Origin of the sequence: Sinosporangium album (assembly GCF_900100605.1) — a bacterium.
In the GTDB taxonomy this organism is placed as follows: Bacteria; Actinomycetota; Actinomycetes; order Streptosporangiales; family Streptosporangiaceae; genus Sinosporangium; species Sinosporangium album.
In genome coordinates this window covers 283,585-301,791 of record NZ_FNCN01000004.1, presented here as the reverse complement: position 1 = coordinate 301,791, position 18,207 = coordinate 283,585, and the positions used below count along the sequence as shown (strand labels likewise).

At 66.6% G+C, this 18,207-nt stretch carries 17 protein-coding genes; 6 read left to right on the top strand and 11 right to left on the bottom strand.

All coding sequences use genetic code 11. From position 1 onward, the window contains the following. Positions 1 to 297 precede the first annotated feature (297 nt). The 4 genes from BLQ73_RS06350 to BLQ73_RS06335 all read right to left on the bottom strand — a co-directional run bounded on the left by BLQ73_RS06350 (position 298) and on the right by BLQ73_RS06335 (position 3,236). Positions 298 to 666, bottom strand: coding sequence for a hypothetical protein (locus tag BLQ73_RS06350; protein WP_093169205.1), 369 nt, complete (start codon positions 664 to 666; stop codon positions 298 to 300). A gap of 230 nt (positions 667 to 896) precedes the next feature. Further along, positions 897 to 1,541 (bottom strand): response regulator, encoded by a 645-nt coding sequence (locus BLQ73_RS06345; RefSeq protein ID WP_093169203.1) that lies wholly within the window; start codon positions 1,539 to 1,541, stop codon positions 897 to 899. Then, positions 1,532 to 2,635: a sensor histidine kinase gene (locus BLQ73_RS06340; protein ID WP_093169201.1), complete on the bottom strand. Its 1,104-nt coding sequence runs from the start codon at positions 2,633 to 2,635 to the stop codon at positions 1,532 to 1,534. The genes BLQ73_RS06345 and BLQ73_RS06340 overlap by 10 nt, the downstream gene beginning before the upstream one ends. Beyond that, positions 2,619 to 3,236, bottom strand: coding sequence for a DedA family protein (locus BLQ73_RS06335; RefSeq protein ID WP_093169199.1), 618 nt, complete (start codon positions 3,234 to 3,236; stop codon positions 2,619 to 2,621). The genes BLQ73_RS06340 and BLQ73_RS06335 overlap by 17 nt, the downstream gene beginning before the upstream one ends. A gap of 136 nt (positions 3,237 to 3,372) precedes the next feature. Between BLQ73_RS06335 and BLQ73_RS06330 the strand changes: the two genes are divergently transcribed. Further along, positions 3,373 to 5,760 (top strand): M20/M25/M40 family metallo-hydrolase, encoded by a 2,388-nt coding sequence (locus tag BLQ73_RS06330; protein WP_245690831.1) that lies wholly within the window; start codon positions 3,373 to 3,375, stop codon positions 5,758 to 5,760. A 193-nt stretch (positions 5,761 to 5,953) separates the two neighbouring features. Here BLQ73_RS06330 and BLQ73_RS06325 read toward each other — a convergent pair whose 3' ends face one another. From BLQ73_RS06325 to BLQ73_RS06315, 3 genes are all read right to left on the bottom strand, one after another. Beyond that, positions 5,954 to 6,340 carry a hypothetical protein gene (locus BLQ73_RS06325; protein WP_143020154.1) on the bottom strand — a complete coding sequence of 129 codons (387 nt, stop codon included), beginning with the start codon at positions 6,338 to 6,340 and terminating at the stop codon, positions 5,954 to 5,956. 105 nt (positions 6,341 to 6,445) lie between these two features. Next, the gene (locus BLQ73_RS06320; RefSeq protein ID WP_093169193.1) at positions 6,446 to 7,102 is read right to left on the bottom strand and encodes a hypothetical protein; all 657 of its coding nucleotides are present in this window, start codon (positions 7,100 to 7,102) and stop codon (positions 6,446 to 6,448) included. Between the two features lie 8 nt (positions 7,103 to 7,110). After that, entirely contained in the window at positions 7,111 to 7,887 is a 777-nt protein-coding gene (locus BLQ73_RS06315; protein WP_093169191.1) for a hypothetical protein, read from the bottom strand. Between the two features lie 426 nt (positions 7,888 to 8,313). Between BLQ73_RS06315 and BLQ73_RS06310 the strand changes: the two genes are divergently transcribed. Then, positions 8,314 to 9,045 carry an AfsR/SARP family transcriptional regulator gene (locus tag BLQ73_RS06310; RefSeq protein ID WP_176955302.1) on the top strand — a complete coding sequence of 244 codons (732 nt, stop codon included), beginning with the start codon at positions 8,314 to 8,316 and terminating at the stop codon, positions 9,043 to 9,045. 213 nt (positions 9,046 to 9,258) lie between these two features. Next, positions 9,259 to 10,002 (top strand): DUF2071 domain-containing protein, encoded by a 744-nt coding sequence (locus BLQ73_RS06305; RefSeq protein WP_093169187.1) that lies wholly within the window; start codon positions 9,259 to 9,261, stop codon positions 10,000 to 10,002. 90 nt (positions 10,003 to 10,092) lie between these two features. On the opposite strand, the gene BLQ73_RS06300 is transcribed toward BLQ73_RS06305, so the two are convergent. Together BLQ73_RS06300 and BLQ73_RS06295 are read right to left on the bottom strand one after the other, a co-directional pair. Then, entirely contained in the window at positions 10,093 to 10,731 is a 639-nt protein-coding gene (locus tag BLQ73_RS06300) for a LysE family translocator (protein ID WP_093169295.1), read from the bottom strand. 229 nt (positions 10,732 to 10,960) lie between these two features. Further along, positions 10,961 to 12,187 carry a cytochrome P450 gene (locus BLQ73_RS06295; protein WP_218125637.1) on the bottom strand — a complete coding sequence of 409 codons (1,227 nt, stop codon included), beginning with the start codon at positions 12,185 to 12,187 and terminating at the stop codon, positions 10,961 to 10,963. A gap of 224 nt (positions 12,188 to 12,411) precedes the next feature. Here BLQ73_RS06295 and BLQ73_RS06290 point away from each other — a divergent pair, with 224 nt between their 5' ends. Then, positions 12,412 to 13,095, top strand: a complete 684-nt coding sequence (locus BLQ73_RS06290; protein WP_176955300.1) for a GAP family protein — start codon at positions 12,412 to 12,414, stop codon at positions 13,093 to 13,095. Positions 13,096 to 13,265: 170 nt separating this feature from the next. Here BLQ73_RS06290 and BLQ73_RS06285 read toward each other — a convergent pair whose 3' ends face one another. Beyond that, positions 13,266 to 13,880, bottom strand: coding sequence for a TetR family transcriptional regulator (locus tag BLQ73_RS06285; protein ID WP_093169181.1), 615 nt, complete (start codon positions 13,878 to 13,880; stop codon positions 13,266 to 13,268). 67 nt (positions 13,881 to 13,947) lie between these two features. Here BLQ73_RS06285 and BLQ73_RS06280 point away from each other — a divergent pair, with 67 nt between their 5' ends. After that, on the top strand, positions 13,948 to 16,296 hold the full coding sequence (locus BLQ73_RS06280; protein WP_245690830.1) for a HelD family protein: 2,349 nt from the start codon (positions 13,948 to 13,950) through the stop codon (positions 16,294 to 16,296). 52 nt (positions 16,297 to 16,348) lie between these two features. Here BLQ73_RS06280 and BLQ73_RS06270 read toward each other — a convergent pair whose 3' ends face one another. Further along, a complete protein-coding gene (locus BLQ73_RS06270) occupies positions 16,349 to 17,221 on the bottom strand; it encodes a Rossmann-fold NAD(P)-binding domain-containing protein (RefSeq protein WP_245690829.1) in 873 nt (290 codons plus the stop codon). Between the two features lie 20 nt (positions 17,222 to 17,241). On the opposite strand from BLQ73_RS06270, the gene BLQ73_RS06265 reads away from it, so the two are divergent. Next, complete coding sequence (locus BLQ73_RS06265; protein WP_093169177.1) at positions 17,242 to 18,189, top strand: cupin domain-containing protein; 948 nt, start codon at positions 17,242 to 17,244, stop codon at positions 18,187 to 18,189. Positions 18,190 to 18,207 lie beyond the last annotated feature (18 nt).

The window sequence follows — 18,207 nt, the reverse complement described above, 5'->3', positions numbered from 1 at the left end:
TTCGAGGCACTGTTCCAGCCGCGGCTGGGGACGTGCACCGCGAGGAGTTCCTGCGCGACGTCTTCGAGCACGCCCTGGAGCCGGGCGACCGGCGCAACCAGACAGGAGTGCGACCGGCATCGCGTTCTTCGCCGGATCGTCCCGGCTGTTTTCAGACTGTGTGCCGGTACGGGGTGTAGGTGAGATAGCGGGCGTCGCCGCCCTCGTACCACGTGGACTCGTCGTGAGGCGCGATCGGCAGCCCGCGACGGATTCCACCCACCATGAGCCTATAGCAGGCCTGATCGCATCCGACGCTCAAAAAGTCCGAAATCGATTCAGCAGCTCTTGCGCGCACTGACTCTCCGCATTGAAGCCGACGAGGTCGCGCTGGCCCTTAGGGCCCGGAACGAGAAGAAGCGCGTTGTGGCACTGGAAGCAGAAGGCGATCTCGAACAGAAGATGATCCGCCCCATGGGCTCGGATCCCGTATCCAGGCAGGAAACAGCGCGTCATCTCGCTCGGTTGCAGGCCGGCGACAAGGTCGATAACCTCTGTGGCTTCCGAGCCGCACCAAGTGCCGACGATCTTTCCCGGGACGCTGACCCAACGATGCGAGTTCGAGTAGTCATCGATCCGGATGCATTCAAGTCGCAGGGTCTGCGCGAAGCTCGGAGGCAGAAACATTAGACAAGAATGCCAGAATTTCGCCACAGAACATGCGGTCCGGCAAGCGTTCGGGCACGAACCCGAACGGCCATGGATCAGGGAGGACGGCATTGTCGTCTTTCCTGAATGACCGCCTCCGGCGGGGGCGCTCCGACTCCGGGGTGAACGCCAAAGGCACGCTCCTCGTGGCCGGCCGTAGCCGGCTGAGGTAAGGGCCTGAGGCGGAGGCGTGCGCACCGCGCGGCGTCTCAGGAGCCGAGGTAACGCAGGACGGCCAGGACCCGGCGGCTGTAGCCGGCGGCGTGGGATAGCGACAGCTTGTCGAACAGCGCGTTGACGTGCTTTTCCACCGCACTCTGTGACACATGCAGCGCTTGGGCGATCGAGCCGTTGGTGAGGCCCTGCGCCATCAGCTCCAGCACCTCGCGCTCTCGGCCGGTCAGCCGGGCCAGGGGGTCGGCGTGGCTGCTGCGGGCCAGGAGCTGCCGCACCACTTCCGGGTCGAAAGCCGTACCCCCGGCACCCACCCGCTCCAGCGCGTCCAGGAAGTCGCCGACCTGCGCCACCCGGTCCTTGAGCAGGTAGCCGATGCCATCGACGTCCCCGCTCATCAGCTCAGTGGCGTACTTCTTCTCCACGTACTGCGACAGCACGAGCACCTTCACGTGCGGCCAGCGGCGCCTGATCTCAAGGGCGGCGCGCAGGCCCTCATCGGTGTGCGTGGGAGGCATCCGCACATCCACGACAACCGCGTCGGGCTCCCGCACCTCGACCGCCTCGACCAGCGCCTGGCCGTCGCCGACGGCGGCGAGTACCTCGTGGTCCTCCTCCTCCAGCAGCCGCACGAGGCCCTCGCGCAGCAGGGTGGAGTCCTCGGCCAGGATCACGCGCACGGCAGCCGCGCCATGATCGTGGTGGGCCCGCCGACGGGGCTGGTGACGGTGAAACGACCGTCCAGCGCAGCCACCCGCCGCGCCAGCCCTGACAGGCCGCCGCCCCCCGGGTCCGCCCCGCCCACACCATCGTCCTGCACGCGCACGACGACCACAGTGTCATGCTCGCGAACCTCGACGGTGACCGCAGTGGCACGGGCATGTTTGGCCGCGTTGGTAACCGCCTCGCTGACCACGAAATAGCACACCGTCTCCACCGCCATCGGCGGTCGCGCGGGCAGCTCGCACACGACCTTGACCGGGACGCCGGCACGCTCGGCCACGCCGGCGAGCGCGTCGGCGAGGCCGAGCGAGTCCAGCCCCGACGGGTAGATCCGCCAGGCCGCCTCGCGCAGTTCGCCCACCGCCTGCTGTGCCTGCTCGTGTATTTGGGCGAGCAGTTCAGGCCGTCCCCGGCGTGCCCGCCCGGCCAGCATGGACAGCGCCACTAACCGCTGCTGCAGCCCGTCGTGCAAGTCCCGTTCGATCCGACGCCGTTCGGCGTCAACGGCCACCAGCACGCCCGCGCGGCTTTCGGCCAGTTCGGTGATGCGGCGCCGCAGCGCCTCGGTGGGGTCGGGGCCGAGCATGCGCTGCGCAAGCCGCCGCTCCAGCGCGTGCACACCCACCAAGCCCGACAGGTTCAGGAACAGCAGCACAGTCCCTCCCAGGGCGGCGTAGGCTAGCAGGGGCGCTGTCGGTAGCATGCCGTCGAACGGCAGTCCCCTTCCCCACGACCAGGCTAGAACTCCGGCCACCCCGACGCCGACGCCCAGCAAGGTGACGGTCAGACCGCCGAGGACGCCTACCGGCACCCTGGCTGCAAGGTAACGCATCTCCCGCCCGTCGCCGCGAGCCGCATCGAGCCCCAAGGCGGCGGGGTCGAGCCGCAAGCGGCGGGCGTCCAGCACGGCCAGTCGCCGGGCCGCCTCCCGCACGGCGCCACGGTGGGCGAATGGCAGTGCCGACAGGAGAAAGACAAGGTCAAGCAGGGCGGTGACAGTTCCGAGGATCACCGCCCCCAGCAGGTGCAGCCCCTTAGCCACGGAGCGCATGCTGCCCCTTGCGCCGTTCGGCCAGTCTGATGCCCACAAAGACGAGTATGGCCAGTAGCACCAGGCCGATCACCACGTTGCTGCCCACCCCGACGTAGGTTTCGACCACCGACCAGTTCTCGCCCAAGGCGTAGCCGGCTAGTACGAAGATCGTGTTCCAGATGAGGCTGCCGACCGTGGTCAGCAGCGTGAAGACACCCAGCGGCATACGTTCCACCCCAGCCGGGATCGAGATGAGGCTGCGGAAGACGGGGATCATGCGCCCGAAGAACACGGTTTTGCGGCCGTGCTTGAGAAACCACGCCTCGGTCTTGGCGATGTCGGAGACCTTCAGCAGCGGGATCCGGGCGGCCAGGGCCAGTGTGCGCTCGCGGCCGAGCAGGGCGCCTACCCAATACAGCGCCAGCGCGCCCACGACCGAGCCTGCTGTGGTCCAGGCCAGCACGTTCAGCAGGTTCAACTCGCCCCTGGAGGAGGCGAAGCCCGCCAGCGGAAGGATCACCTCGCTGGGAAGAGGCGGAAAGAGATTCTCCAGCGTGATCGCCAGACCTGCACCCGGAGCTCCGAAAATTTCCATCAGCTCGATCAGCCAATCTGTCATGCCACAGAGGCTATGAATGATCACGGTCAGTCTGGAATGAGGCGCGTGGCCGTTTCGGGGCTGCGGAGAACCACAGATACAGACGGATGGGCACCTCATTCCGCCAGATGAGCCGCTCGGCCTACCGTTCCTGGCTGTGATCGGATTCAACGTCCCATGGCGGCCGCTGGCCGGGCTGGCGGCCCTGCTCACATTGGCCGTGGTGATCCTGCTGTCCGCCATGGCCGACAGCACCATGCAACCCTTGCCGGCCACCGCGCCCAACGAGCAGTTCAGCGCCGAGCGCGCGCTCGTTCACCTGAAGAAGTTCGCCACTGAACCGCGGCCCATCGGCAGCCCGGCGAGCGACCGGGCCCGGGACTATCTGGCCGGACAACTGCGCGCGGCAGGGCTTCAGGTCGAGATCCAGCGTTCGGTCGGCGCCCGGTCCGCGGCGGGGCTGGCGACGTTCGGCCAGGTCGACAACATCGTGGGCCGTTTGCAGGGAGCGGGCTCAACCGGCACCGTGCTCATCGCCGCGCACTACGACTCCGCAGCCATGGGACCGGGCGCCTCCGACGACGGCGCGGCGGTGGCCGCGATGATTGAGACCGTCCGGGCGCTGCGCGCCGGTCCCGGCCTGCGTAACGACATCGTGCTGCTCATGTCGGACGGCGAGGAGGACGGCGTGCTCGGCGCCGAAGCCTTTGTTCGCAATCACTCTCTGGGCAAGGCCGGAGGCGTGCTACTGAACTGGGAGGCCCGCGGGGTCAGCGGCCCTTCGCTAATGTTCGAGACCTCCACGAACAACGCCCGCCTGGTCGAGACCTTCGTCAACGCCGTCCCCGCTCCGCGGGGGCACTCCGCCATGGTGGAGCTGTATCGGCTGCTGCCCAACAACACCGACTTCACCCCGCTGACCAAGGCCGGCTTCACCGGCATGAACTTCGCCTATATCCAGCGCTCCTCGCTGTATCACACCGCGAGCGACTCCATCGCCAACCTCGACCGGGGCAGCCTGCAACACCACGGCACCAACATGCTGGCGCTGGCGCGCGCCCTCGGCGACGCGGACCTGCGGACGCTGGCCGCAGATCACGACATCACCTATTTCCGCGCACTCGGCACCATGATCACATATCCGGGTCAGCTCGTCTGGCCGCTGGCGGTACTGGCCGTCGTCGCGGTGGCGGGCCTGGCCCTGCTGGCCCGCGTCAGGCGGCTGCTGAGCCTGCCCCGGCTGATCGTGGCGACGGCATCGGCCGTGGTGCCATTGGTGGTGTCGGCCGCCTTGGCTCAAGGCCTGTGGGAACTGCTGGTGGCCTGGCGGCCCGCCTATGACCTGATGGGCGGGCTACTGCACCGCCCACGTCCGTACCAGGCGGCGATCGCGGTCCTGTGCGCGCTGGCGGTCCTTGGCTGGTACCTGGTGCTGCGGCGCAGGCTCGGCCCGGCGGCACTGGCGGTCGGGGCGCTGACCTGGCTCGCCGGGCTGGGCGTGCTATGCGCCCAGGTCGCTCCCGGGGCGTCTTTCCTGTTCGCCCTACCAGCGCTGATGGGCGCGCTCGGCTGGCTGGCCGCAGTTCTGCTCCGTACGCCTGCCTGGGTACGGATGGTCGCGGCCATGCTGGGTCCGATCACGGCCGCGATGTTGCTGCCGTCGCTGGCCGGAAACGTCTTCGACGGGATGGGGCTGGCGCTCGGCGGGATGAGCGCGCTGGCGCTGGCATTGTTCGGGCTGGTCGTAGTGCCGATCTCGGAGCTGTTCCTGCCCGATTTCGCCACCCGGCCGAAACGTGCCGCGGTCCTCGCAGTACCTTTGACCGCTCTTCTCCTCGCGGCGGGACTGGTCGCTGCCGGGCTGGTGGTGGACGACTTCGACGCCGACCGGCCGCAGCGCACGCATCTGGCGTACGTCATGGACGCCGACACCCGAACCGCCCACTGGGTCAGCTCCGACGCAGACCCGGCGCAGTGGACCAGGCAGTACGTGTCCGGCCACGACACCTCCGCGCTGCCCGCCGGGTACGCACGGGGCACGCTGTGGACGGGTCCCGCACAGGTGATCGCCGTCGGCGGTCCGCGAGTCGAGATCCTGGCCCACAGCGGGGACGCACTCAAGCTGCACGTGACCGCCGGGAAGCGCGCGCGCTCGGTGACACTACGGTTCGACCAGCCGATCACCCAGGCCATCGCATCGGCCGGCCGGTTCGGGTCGGCGAGCGTGCCCGTCACCGGCACCCGAGCCGGTACCTGGCCCTCAGAAATCCGTTTTCGCGGTATCCCCGCCCAGGGAGTCCAGATCACCGTGCGCATACCGCACATGGACCGGATTCGCCTCACCGCCATCGCTGAGACCGACGGACTAAGTACGGTGCCGGGCTTCGTCTCCAGACCTCCCAACCTGGTCGCTGCCACCAGGGAGGACGGCGACCTCATCGCGGTGACCCGCAGTTACACCCTCGCCAGGGACTCTCAGATCCCGGAACGCCTGCCGTCCAGCTCGGGCAAGATCGCCGGCGCCGGCATGTCGAAACGCATGTAGCGGCGAGCTTCGGTCCATTCATCGATCTACTCGATCGGCCCGGCGCCTGCAGGTGAGCGACCTGTCGGCGCCGGAGCCGATATTGAGAGGCGGGCTCGGGCGAACGGCGTAGCCGAAAAGGAGCGCCCCCATCCCTGCCACGGCCTGTGGAAGCAGCGGAGCTAGGCGGAGAACATTCGGGGAGTCGCCGAGATCACTGCTGGACGGCCCACGCGCCGGTTCTGTCCACGCGATAGTTGCCGCCTCCCTGTGCGACGGTGCACACCGCGTTGGCGAAGTGCGCGACGCAGTAGTCCTGGAATCGCTGGCGATCGTTTGATGACAGCGACTGAGTGGTGAAGAAGCCGATGATGCGCGTAGCTACGACGTTCGGCACCGCATTGAACAGCGAGGGCAGATTGATGGCCTGGAATCCTCCGGACCCGTGATAGCCGCGGACGCTCTGATAGCGGCCATTGCCGTCCGGATTCCAGAGCACGACCACGGAAACACAGTCGCCCATAGGTCCGGTTATGACTGTGTTGTCCCCTCCGGGCAGATCCTGGGCGGGTGCGGGTGTCGACTGCTGGGTAAGCTGCATTACTCTCTCCCTTCTGTGCCACTTTCTGCGTTATGCCGTATCGCGGTGAGCCTCCTTCTGAGCGGAACGGAGTGATGTGTACGGTTCCGGTGGGCGGCCCATGGGTCACGGGTGCAGTGGGATGACCGCGGCCGAGCGTGTCGGCGTCACCTTGTTCGCCAGAGCGGCGCTGAAGTCGGCGGTGAACACCGTCCGGTTCATCGCGACGACACCACTGAACTGGGTTAGCGTGCCGGGCCCCGTCAACGGGGACCACGGGTATCCCGTGGCCTGTTTCACCGACGTGAGCTCGGCGTAGTCGTACACAAGCATGGGGACGCCGTCGACCAGCGTGGCGACGATCAGCAGGCATGCCTGGGCCTGAGGCCGGTTTGCCGTAGTCGCCCATGCCTGGCGGACCGCCGAACTCGCCTGTTCCAGGCTGGAGACCTCGGCCACCAGCCGATTGATGAGATCACTGGAAACGTGCTCGGTCATCCCTTGCGTGATGATCGTCAGAGGTGCGAGCCCCACACCCTTGGGGCCCTTGGCGCCGTCCAGTTGCGTGGTGCGTTTGGTGATGTCCGTGCCGGTCCACCCGACGTTGCCGAGTACCTGCAGAAACGCATTGACATAGCTGCCGGCGTCACCCGCCGCGGCTTGCGCCGCGACGAGCCTGGCCAGCAGGACCGAGTTGACGACGTCCCGGTTCTGTTGTGGCGTCAGCGCACCATCGACCAGCAGGAAAGCGCCGTCTACGAGCAGCGCGGTCATGGTGTTCATCGGCTTGCCTATAGCTCGGGAAGATTGTCGATGTAGCTGCTCGCGTGGCTGCTCATCTTCTTCAATACGGTGTTCCGGACTCCGCTGTAGACCGAATCGTTGAGGACCAGCGTGGTCTGGCCCTGCTGGATATCCACCGACGTCGACGAGTAGGACATCCACAGAAACTTGGTCGCGGTCTCGTTACCGGTGAAGTGGAAGGCGGACAACTTGACGGCGACGTTGTTATTGGTCTCGTTGGCCAGACCGATCGAGAAGCTCCCGTTGGTGTCGGAAGTGGACTGACTGTGGTAGAGCTGCCACGGCGCTCCGTTGGCGTCGGCCGAGGACTTCAGCGCCGTCAGGGCAGCCTTGACGATCTCCAGTTCGGGTCCGGTGACCAACGCGGCCATGATGTCGATCACGACCTGGTCGATCCGTACGGTGGCGGTCTGCGTGGCGTATTTCGCGAAGTTGATCGCCTGGCCTGTATAGCCGATGTTGGTCAGCACCTTGACGACCTTGCGGTAGTAGTCGACGGGGTCGGCCTCCGCATCGGCCCCCTGTGCGACGGCCGAGAGCTGCGCCAGGCCGAACGAGTTCAGCAGGTCGTCCTTGTGCTGGGGTGAGACGTCGGCGGTGAACGCCACCATCGAGTTGCCAACGACCGAAGCGCTCTCGCCGGTGGTCTGCTGTACCGCTGCGGTGGTCGCCGCGGCGTCCCGCAGCTTCGGCGGCATCGGTGGGACCTTCAGCGCTTGGGCGAACGCGGCCGCGTCGGCGGTGGAAATGGACTGGTCGCTCATCGTTCCTCCTGCGGATCAGAGCGGGCTGATGACCAACAGTGAACTTGGCGACCCGTTTCCGTAGCGCCGACGAATCCTGTCGTCCGCGGCACGCGGATGCATGCGGGCGTGACAGTCACGTAGCCCATGTGTGATGCATCAGCACCTATGCGGGACAGCCTCGGAACGATGCCGTCTTCACCACATGCGCAGACGGCACCTCGCCACCCCGATACCGGGCATTCGCCCTCAGTCAGCGCAACGAGACCGCTTCGGACAGGGCACCGACACGTCATGTACGGCGGACGCTGCCGTACTGAACTGCCACTCGCGAGCCCTCATCACGCTCTGGACGCGGCACGTAATCGCTGCCATGACTTGCTGCCCGCCGTTCCACATATGCCTGGATACGCTCAAGCGGGATGGGGCCGCAGGAAGGAGGCGAAGGTGCCTGAGACAGTCCACGAACTGCGACTCATGGGTCCGTTTCGGCTACTCCGCGGGGGCTCTGCGCTGCAATTGCCCTATGGGGTGGCCAGGCTGGTGGCGGCACTGGCGATCATTGGGGCGATGTCCCGCTCACAGGCGGCCGGGCTGCTCTGGCCGGACCGGACCGAGCAACAGGCACTGTCCAACCTCCGCACCACCCTGTCCAGACTGTCCCGGAAAACTCGTGACATCGTAGACTCCGACGGCGACGTCCTCAGCCTTTCCGAAGGCACGGGAGTGGACGTCGAAATGCTGACGCGCTGGATCAACGACACCATCTACGGCGTCGGCTCCTCCGCCGGGGAGCTGACGGGCCCGCCCGCCGACGTCGACCGCCCGCTGCTGGCCGGCTGGTCCGATGACTGGGTCATCGACAGCCGTGAGCGACTGCGCATGCTCACCGCACAGGCGCTGCAGAGCGCTGCCGCCCGGTTGCTCTCCCTTGGCCGACCGGCCGAGGCTCTGCCGTACGGCCTGGCCGCAGTGCAGACCGAGCCGTGGTCGGAGAGCGCGAACCGCACCCTCCTGGAGATCCACGCCCGCCGTGGCGACCCCAGCAGCGCACTACGCCAGTATGAGAAATTCAGCCGAATTCTGTTCCGGGAACTCGGCGTACCTCCGGCACAGGACATCGTCGCGGCGATACAGCAGCTGTACCCCTTCGGCACCGGCCGAGTGAAAGCGGGTTGAGGTTCGTCAGGTGTCGAGCCCTTCCGGTTGCGGCGAGGCCGACACCGTTGGCCCCGACGAGAACCCCGAAGCGTTCCCTGCCCACCAGGCCCCGGTTCGTGACCATGACAGAGCACGAGATCAGAGCCTTAATCACATGCCAGATCCGTGCCAGAACAGGCGGAGGTGGCCGATCCGATCTCAGCGCGAAGGCTCCGAATAGTCTTTCCGGATATGACCTTCCAAGGCAGTTCCCGGCCGCGTCCACGTTGGCACCATGCGCAGACCGAGTTAGACGACTTCGCGATTGTCAGCTACCGGGTGCCGGCCGATGCGCTCGCCCGGTACTTGCCCAGCGGATTCATCCCGATGAAATTCGCCTTCGACGACGGCGAAGGTGCTCTTGTCTCCGCCGTCGCCTTCCGGGACCGGGACTTTCACTTCCGGTTCTGCCCACCGGCGGCCATCACCTGTGGACAGATCAACTATCGCGCCTATGTCACCGCGTACGGCAAGCCGGGTGTGTGGTTCTTCGGTACCAGCCTGGATCACCCCCTGGTCGTGCTCCCGCGGCACCTGTGGGGTATGCCCTGGAGTCGCGAGCGCATCCGCATTGAGGCCGAGTGGGACGACACTCCGCCGCGTTGGAGGCTGCTGGCCGGAGACACCACGTGCGAGGCGGCCGAACTCCCCGAGCCTCCACGGCTGGACGGTTTCACCGGCGAGTCCCACTGGATGGAACTGCTCACCCATCCCACTCAAGGCTGGTACCGGCGCAGAAACGAACAGGTGGGCACCTACAGCATCTGGCACCCGCCGATGCGCCCACGATATTTCGCGGCCGACTCCGCGACTTTCCCGGTTTTCGAACGTCTCGGTTTGATCACTTCGGAGATATCACCGCACTCGATTCTGATCCAGCCTCGGCTGCACTTCGACATCCACACCCCGCCCCGCCGCTTCCGTCCGTCCGGCTGAGGCCGTACTGGCCTAATGAATCAGTGCGGACTCCCTGGCCTGCCGAGCACTTGAGAACAGGTCGACGACGCTCAGCGACGGTTGGGGTTTTCAGTCTTTACGCCCGGTCGCGGCCACAGTGACGCCAAGGCCGATCATCGTGAGCCCGCCGATTCCGCCGACCAGGGAGAGCCTCTGAGGCGAGCGGGCGAACCAACCCCGTGCGGTGGCCGCGGCCAGGCCCCACACGCAGTCCGAGACGACCGCGATGACGTTGAAGACCAGGCCGAGCATGAGCATCTGAACCGCGACATTCCCCTGACCGGGATCGATGAACTGCGGCAGCACCGCAGCGAAGAACACGATGGTCTTGGGGTTCGAAACGCCGACCACGAACCCCTCCCAGAGCGTGCGCAGGCCGCCATGCGCCGCCCCGCCGGCGGCGAACGCGCCCTGCGGCCTACGGCGTTCCCGCCAGGCCTTGATGCCGAGATAGACCAGGTAGGCGGCACCGGCCAGCTTGAGAATCGTGAAGACGAGAACGGAGCGTTCCACGATGGACCCGATTCCCAATGCGACAGCCACGATCAGCACGTAAGCGCCAAGCGCGTTCCCCACGACCGTGGTCAGTGCTGCGCGGCGCCCCTGCGCCAGCGCTCGTCCTACCACGAACAGCACGCTGGGGCCAGGAATCACGATCAGCAGGAACGACATGGCGGCGAAGGCGAGCAAGCGGTCGGTAGAAACCATGGAGCCCATACAAACACGGGGAACATGCCCCCTTCCAGCCTTATTACGCCGGGAAGCCTAATCCGCGATGTCGGGATCGCGCGGTGGGCGGTCAGTGGAGGGAGGCCCGGCGTGCTCAAGACGTGCCAGCGGTTCCTGTTCTCCGCTGTTCGCGCTCGTATTTCTCTGGGTCGAGCAGGCGCCGTAGCCGTATTGGAGAAGCGCGTCACTCCGAGTGGTGGGGAGGGCATCAGGACTTATCGCCGATCGCGAACGTCAGCTCGAAGTGGTCGAATGTGAATGGCAGGGGGGTTGCGATGTCGGGCTGAGGGCTTGGCTGGAAGCGGCTCCGCGAGAGGAGTACGGCGAGCAGTGTGCTGACGGTGAGGAGCACGAGAGGTTCACCGGGGCAGCGGCCGGGGCCGGCGCTGAAAGGGACGAGGAAGGGCGGGTCCTGCCAGAGGTCGGGGGTGAACCGATCGGCGGCGGTGCCCAGAGTGGCGGGGTCGCGGTTGATGAACGCGCTGTGAATGAGGAAAAGAGTTTTCGCGGGGACGGTGGTGTTCTTGTCCCAGGTGGTGACGGTAGTGCTTTCCCTGAGGATGAGCGGGGTGGTGGGCCAGAGCCGCACGGTTTCCAGGACGCTTGCTCGGATGTGGCGGTCGTCAGCCGCTGCGGCGTCGCCCGCGAGTACGGCGAGAGCCCGATAGGCCGTGATTCCGGCGGCTTCGAAGGCGAACAGCCAGTGGGCGATCTGGTCGACCGGACGGATGTCGTTCACCGTCGCGCACTGGGAGGCTTCGGCGGCGAGGCTTCCGGGTTCCGCTCTGTCGAGGTAGTGGGTGACGCGCGACTGGAATCGGGTCAGAAGGCTGTCGTGGCGCGGGTGAAAATATGACCAGTTGGCGTGTGAGCGCAGCCGATTGAGAATGCCGATGAGGCTGCGGTCGTCTCGCGCCGCGTCACCGAGGGTGATGCGCCGAACGATTCGCCACCAGGTGTCGGCGAATATCGGCCAGTTCATGTGATCGCGCTCGGTGAGGAACGCGGCTTCCTCGTCGATGGTGCGGGTGAAGTCGGCGGTGAGACGGTGCTCATCGTGGTCGGTGTCGAGGACGCTTTCGGTGAACTGACGGCGCGTTTCGCGGGTGCCGCCACGAGACAAGAGCAGCCCGTGCGGCTGGAAGTGCGCCAACGCGCCGCGTTTTTCCGCGGGGGCCAGGGAGAACGGTTCGGGGGCCCCGTCGAGCACCCTTACCACGTCGTGGGCTGAGAGCGGCACGGCCAGGGGCCGGAGTTGTGTGCCCGCGACAAGCGGGCCTGTGCCGTATTTGTCTCTGAGGTCGCGGAGCAGGAGTACGGCACGGCGATCAGCGTCGAGGGTGCGCATGGCGGCCACAACCCGTGGTCTTCGACGGAGCACGCCCTGAGCGATTGGTGGCGTGAGCACCACGGCGGCCAGGCGCGCAGTGTCCAATGGGCTGATCTTTACCGCTTCCCCCATGATTCCCCCGCTGGTGCCCTACCCAGACGAACGTCGACCAAGCGAGGCGTGATCACGGCGCGGCTTGACAGCCGCAGGGCGCGGGCGTAGCGCCCCAGTCGATGCCGGGGAGGCCCTTGGGCGTACGACAAAAGGTGTACGGACGGTTCGATGTCGGGGAGGATGCTCGGTGCGTCGACCCGCCCAAGAATCGTCATGTGACGACCGCCCTGTTACTCACCCTGATCGCTCTGGCACTGGTCGACAGCATGAGCTTCGGCACCCTCGGCATCCCTGTGTACATGCTGGTGGTCGCCGACCGATTCCGGGCATCGCGGATGTTCGTCTATCTGGGGACGCTCGCCACCTTCTACTTTCTGATCGGCGTGGCCCTGCTGCTCGGTTTGACCGCATTCATGGAGAACTTCCAGGATGCGCTGCAGAGCCGTACGGCATATTGGGTGCAATTGGCGCTGGGCGTGGGACTCTTCGCGCTGAGCTTTAAGTTCGACCCGAAGCGTCGGGAGAAGCAGGGAAAGCCTTCGCGGCGGCTGGAGCCCCGTCTGGGCGGCCCAGGAGGCATGGTGGCGCTCGCATTGACCGCCGGTGTGCTGGAAGTGGCGACCATGGTGCCCTATCTCGCCGCGATCGGCATGATGACCAACGCCTCCTTGCCCGCGACGCAGTGGCTGCCGATCCTGGCCGCGTATGTGCTCGTCATGATCACACCCCCGCTGCTGCTCATGGGCCTGCGCGGCATCGTCGGAGGGTGGCTTGCCCCCAAGCTGGAGAGGCTACGGAACTGGATCACGAAGAACTCCGAATCGATGGTCGGCTGGGCTCTCGGCATCGTCGGTTTCCTGCTCGCACGCGACGCGGCGTTCTACATCTTTTTCAAGTGACGTCCTACCTCCGGCGGTGTCCTGTCCGGCAAGGCTGACGGACCGCGCAACGTGCCCGCGGTGTGCGGCACCGCAGCGCCGATGGGCGAGGCGCTCAAGGCCCACGGCACAGCCACGTGAGCCTGAGCGCGGGCTTCTAGGCTCGGCTTCGAACGGACACCGACCCGCTCTCAGGCTAAGGCAAGCCCGTCTCTGAGCATGGCGAACGCGTGATCGGCGGCTGCGACGGACTGGGGGTGAACCTCGGTCACCGTGCCGCCCTGGTCGAGCTTGTGCCAGTTGTGCCGGGCCAGCACCCGCTGAGTGGAGAGGACCTGACCGGCGGCGAGGCGCGCGGTGAGATCGTCGGTCACCTCGGTGAGCGCTTCCGCGAGTCTCTCCTCGTCGGCGGCCATGTGCTGGAAGAGGCGGGCGGCCAGGCTCGGCACGGAGAACACCATGCGGTGATATTCGATCACCTCGCGAGTGTCGTTGAGCCCGGTCACGGGGTCGCGCCGGTCGAGGCCGGCCATGAAATGGCGGTGCAGCGCCGCCAGGGCGCCCTCTCCCCGCGGGCGCGCCCGCACGACCCGCGCCGCTTCCCCTTCGTGGTCGGCTATGCGGTGGAGGACCAGGTCTTCCTTGGTCGGAAAGTATTTGAACAGGGTCGGCTTGGAGATCTCCGCCGCCAACGCCACCTCGGCGACGGACACGTCACTGAAGCCCCGCTCCAGGAACAAGGTGATCGCCGCCGACGAGATCGCGTCGTGCACGCGCTGCTTCTTGAGATCTCTCAGTCCTGCCATGCCGTGCACTCTATCAAGAGTGTTAACCTGGTCAATCTCTTGACCGAGTTAACTTCGTGGGGGCGTCATGGCTGAGCTGGACGACGAAAGGGCCTACGTCATGCGATGCCGGGAGGCGTTGCGGGCGATGCTCGACGGCGCACGCCACAACGTGATCGTCGGGGAGCGGGTCGCGGGCGATCGATACAGCGCCGAACGGCTGGGGCGCCACCTCAAGAGCCTCGCCAAGGAGCTCGGCGAGGAGCCGGACGGCCCTCCGTTCTTCGGGCGCCTCGACTTCGCCACCGGAGATCATCGCGGGCGGCGCTATTACATCGGCCGTCGCCACATCTCCGGCCAACCCGGCGGTCAGCCCATAGTGATCGACTGGCGGGCGCCGGTCTCGCGCGCCTTCTACCGGGCGAGCGCACGCGACCCGCTCGGCATCGCCAGGCGGCGGCGCTTCGGCTGGTCGGAGTCCGTCCTCAGCGGCTTTGAGGACGAGCGCCTCGACCGCGGTGAAGACCTCGGGGAGACAAGCCGCATCGTGGCGACCGAAATCGAACGCCCGCGTGTCGGCCCGATGCGCGACATCGTCGCGACGATCCAACCCGAGCAGGACGACCTCGTCCGAAGCGGGCTCGACGAGTCGCTGTGCGTCCAAGGCGCGCCGGGCACGGGCAAGACGGCGGTCGGGCTTCACCGAGCCGCCTACCTGCTCTATGCCTACCGGCAGCGGCTTGAACGCGGAGGCGTGCTCGTGCTTGGGCCCAACCGGGCCTTTCTCGGCTACATCTCAGCGGTGCTGCCCGCGTTGGGGGAGGTCGATGTGGAGCAGACCACGGTCGACCGCATTCTCGGCGTCCGTGTGCCGCCCCATGTCGGGAGAAACACGGTCGGAAGCGCGGGGACGAGTTCCCATTCCCTCGGCGAAGTCGACCGGGCCGCGTCCATCAAGCACGATGCGCGGATGGCGGAGGTGTTGCGCCGTGCCCTCTACGCCAGGGTTCGCAAACCGAATGAGCCCGTCGTCGTCGCCGACGGCTCATACCGCTGGCGCATCCCGGAGGAGGACTTTCGCCGTGTCGTCGACGACACCAGGCGTGAGGCGACCACATACTCCGTGGGCCGGGAGCGTGTGCTCTCCCGGCTCGCGGCCCTGCTGCGGCGGCAGGCGGAGATCAGAGGGCGCAGCCCCAACGCGGCTTGGGAGCGCAAGATGGAGCGGGCGGTCGCGCCGTTTCTGGCGGTCGTCTGGCCCGCAGTGCGGGCCGAGCAGGTCGTGGCCGACCTGCTCGGCGACACGTCGGCACTCGCCAAGGCCGCCGACGGCCTGCTCACCCCGGAGGAGCAGACCGCGATCGCATGGCCGAGTCCACCGCGAAGCCTCAAGCGGGTCGCCTGGACGGCGGCCGACGCCGTGCTTATCGACGAGGTGGCGGGGTTGCTCGAAAGACCTCGGGGATACGGTCATGTGATCGTCGATGAGGCCCAGGACCTGTCACCCATGCAGTGTCGTGCCGTCGCCCGGCGAAGCGCCCATGGTTCCGTCACCGTGCTCGGCGACCTCGCCCAGGGCACCACTCCGTGGTCCGCCCGCAACTGGCCTGATCAGCTCGCTCATCTGGGCAAGCCCGACGCGCGCGTGGTGGCCCTGACCACCGGCTACCGCGTTCCCTCCATGGTCGTCGCCATGGCCAACCGACTTCTCAGTGTGCTGGGCGTCGACGTGCCGCAAACCCGGTCGTTCCGCTCCGACGGACAGCTCCGCACACAACGGGCCGATGGCCTTCACAGGGCAACTGTCGCGGCAGTGCGCGACGCGCTCAGCCACGAAGGCTCGATCGCCGTCATCGCCGCCGACGCTAGGCTCCCCACCTTGGTCGCGGACTTGAGCGCAGCCGGCATCGCCCACACTGAGCCGTTCGGACTCGACAGGGCTCAACCGGCCACGGGCACCCACGATAGGGAGGAGAATCCGCCCGGCAACAACACCTCGGAAGCAGCGCATGCCATCTGGGCGGGCGGAGGCGACCGAGTGGCCGACCCGCGGACCTCACATGACAGGCCGCGACTCGACGTACCGGCCACGGCCGATCCCCCTGACGGCACACTTCCCAAGGTTCAGGAGAGGCACTCAGCCCTCCCCTCACCCACCCATGCCGACAGCAGTCGCCGCCCGGGCGGCACAGCTCAGACGGTGCCCCCGCAGCCGCACACTCCTGACCGGTCGGATGGCGGACACGGCCGGGTCACGGTGCTGCCGGCGACACTGGCGAAAGGACTGGAGTTCGACCACGTCGTGGTCGTCGAGCCCGCCGAGATCGCGGAAGCCGAAGAGCGGGGACTCAATCGGCTCTACGTGGTGCTGACACGTGCCGTCTCACGCCTCGACATCGTGCATTTACGGGATCTACCGATTTCGGTCCCTAGTTAATGTGGAAGCGACGCCCATCAGTGCCTTCTTTCTCGCCCGATGACCACGGAACTCAGGCCCATGCTCCCGCTTCGGCCGCGGCGCGCGCGTAGCCGGCGAAGGGACGTGCCAGCCGTCCAAGGACCCGCTGCACGGTGTCGGTGGTGTCGACATTGCGCCCGTCAAGGACCTCGGCAAACAACCACGCCAGCGCTTCGGCGCTCTCACGGTCGAGACCGGCCTCGCACTGCTCGCTGATGAACGCCGACGTCTCGAGCGGTTCATACACCACGGTCTGTCCGCGGGCTTCCGAGAGGATCTTCGCGACTTGGGCGAATGTGAGAGCTTCTGGTCCCGTCAGTTCCAGAACCTCGCCGGCATGGGCGCCCGTAGTGAGAGCGAGGTGCGCGATGTCGGCGATGTCGTCCAGGCTGATGAACGGCTCCGGCGTCTGCCCGGCCGGCACCGCGATCCTCCCCTGCCGAACCGGCCACGTCAGGAAGTGTTCGCTGAAGTTCTCTTGGAACCATGCACACCGCAGCACCACCGCGGACGGCGAGGCGGCGAACACGGCCCGCTCGCAGGCTTCCGCACCGGCCTCACCACGCCCGGACAGCAGAACCAGCTTGTCGACGCCGTGAACGGCCGCCCGTTCGGCGAAAGCAGCGATGATCTGGTCGGTACCCGGGATCGCGAGATCCGGGCTGTAACACAGGTAGGCCGCGTGCACGCCGGCCAGCGCGTCATTCCACGTGGTCTCATCGTGCCAGTCGAAACGGACCTCCGTGGAGCGTGAGGCTCGTCGGGCAACGAAGCCCGCACCCTCGATGCGGGCAGCGACACGACTCCCGGTACGGCCGGTAGGGGCAGTGATCAGAATCTCTCGTGAACTCATACCGGCCATTCCACCCGACAACGGCTGGACGATGAATATCTTCGCATCCATGATAGATACGCAATCGTCTAATGTGGGAGGCCATGGATCCACTATCGCGACTCCTCACACACCCTCGGGCATCATGCGCGTTCTCCCTGCTGATGACGATGCGCACGCCGTGGGCTGTCAACGTCAACGACCGTGCCCCTTTGACCCTGGTTCTCGTGACACGGGGGGCCTGCCGCCTCGCGCCGGACAATGGCGCTGATTCAGAGCTTCTTACCTGCGGTGATGTCGCACTGGTCAAAGGACCGCATCCGTATCGCGTCACCGACGCGGAAGGAAGCGACGACATCGCGATCATCGACGAACACCAACGTTGCCGGTCTCCCACGGGTGAACCACTCGACCTGACGTATCGCCATGGTCTGCGCCACTGGGGAAACGACTCGGACGGTCCTGACCAGGCCATTGTGGCCAGCTACACCACGGTCAGCAGCGTCGGCGAGCGCATCCTCAACGTTCTCCCCACCGTCGTGAAAGCTCCCTCGGGCACGGCCCTCCCCGGGCTGATCGGAGTTCTCCTTGGCGAACTGCATGCTGATTCGCCTGGGCAGACCGCAATGCTCGACCGGCTCATCGACGCGATCACGATCACGACGGTCCGCACATGGGCCACCACCAGCTCCGCAGGGGCATGGCTGGCAGGAATCGACGACGAGCCTGTGCGCATGGTGCTGGATGTCATCCATACACGGCCGGAACAGCGATGGACGCTCAACACCCTCGCCGCGCACGCGCGCGTGTCACGCTCCGGCCTCGCCGCGCGATTCACCGCCCAGATCGGTACGCCGCCGATGACCTACCTCACCCGGTGGCGCCTTTCGCTCGCCCGAGACATGCTCACCGACCCATACACCACACTCGACACCATCGCAGCACGAGTCGGATACTCCTCCGCATACTCCCTCAGCACGGCGTTCACCCGTGAATATAGGACCAGCCCTTCGGCATACCGGAGAACTCTCACGACGTAACAAAGGGCGGAATGGGTC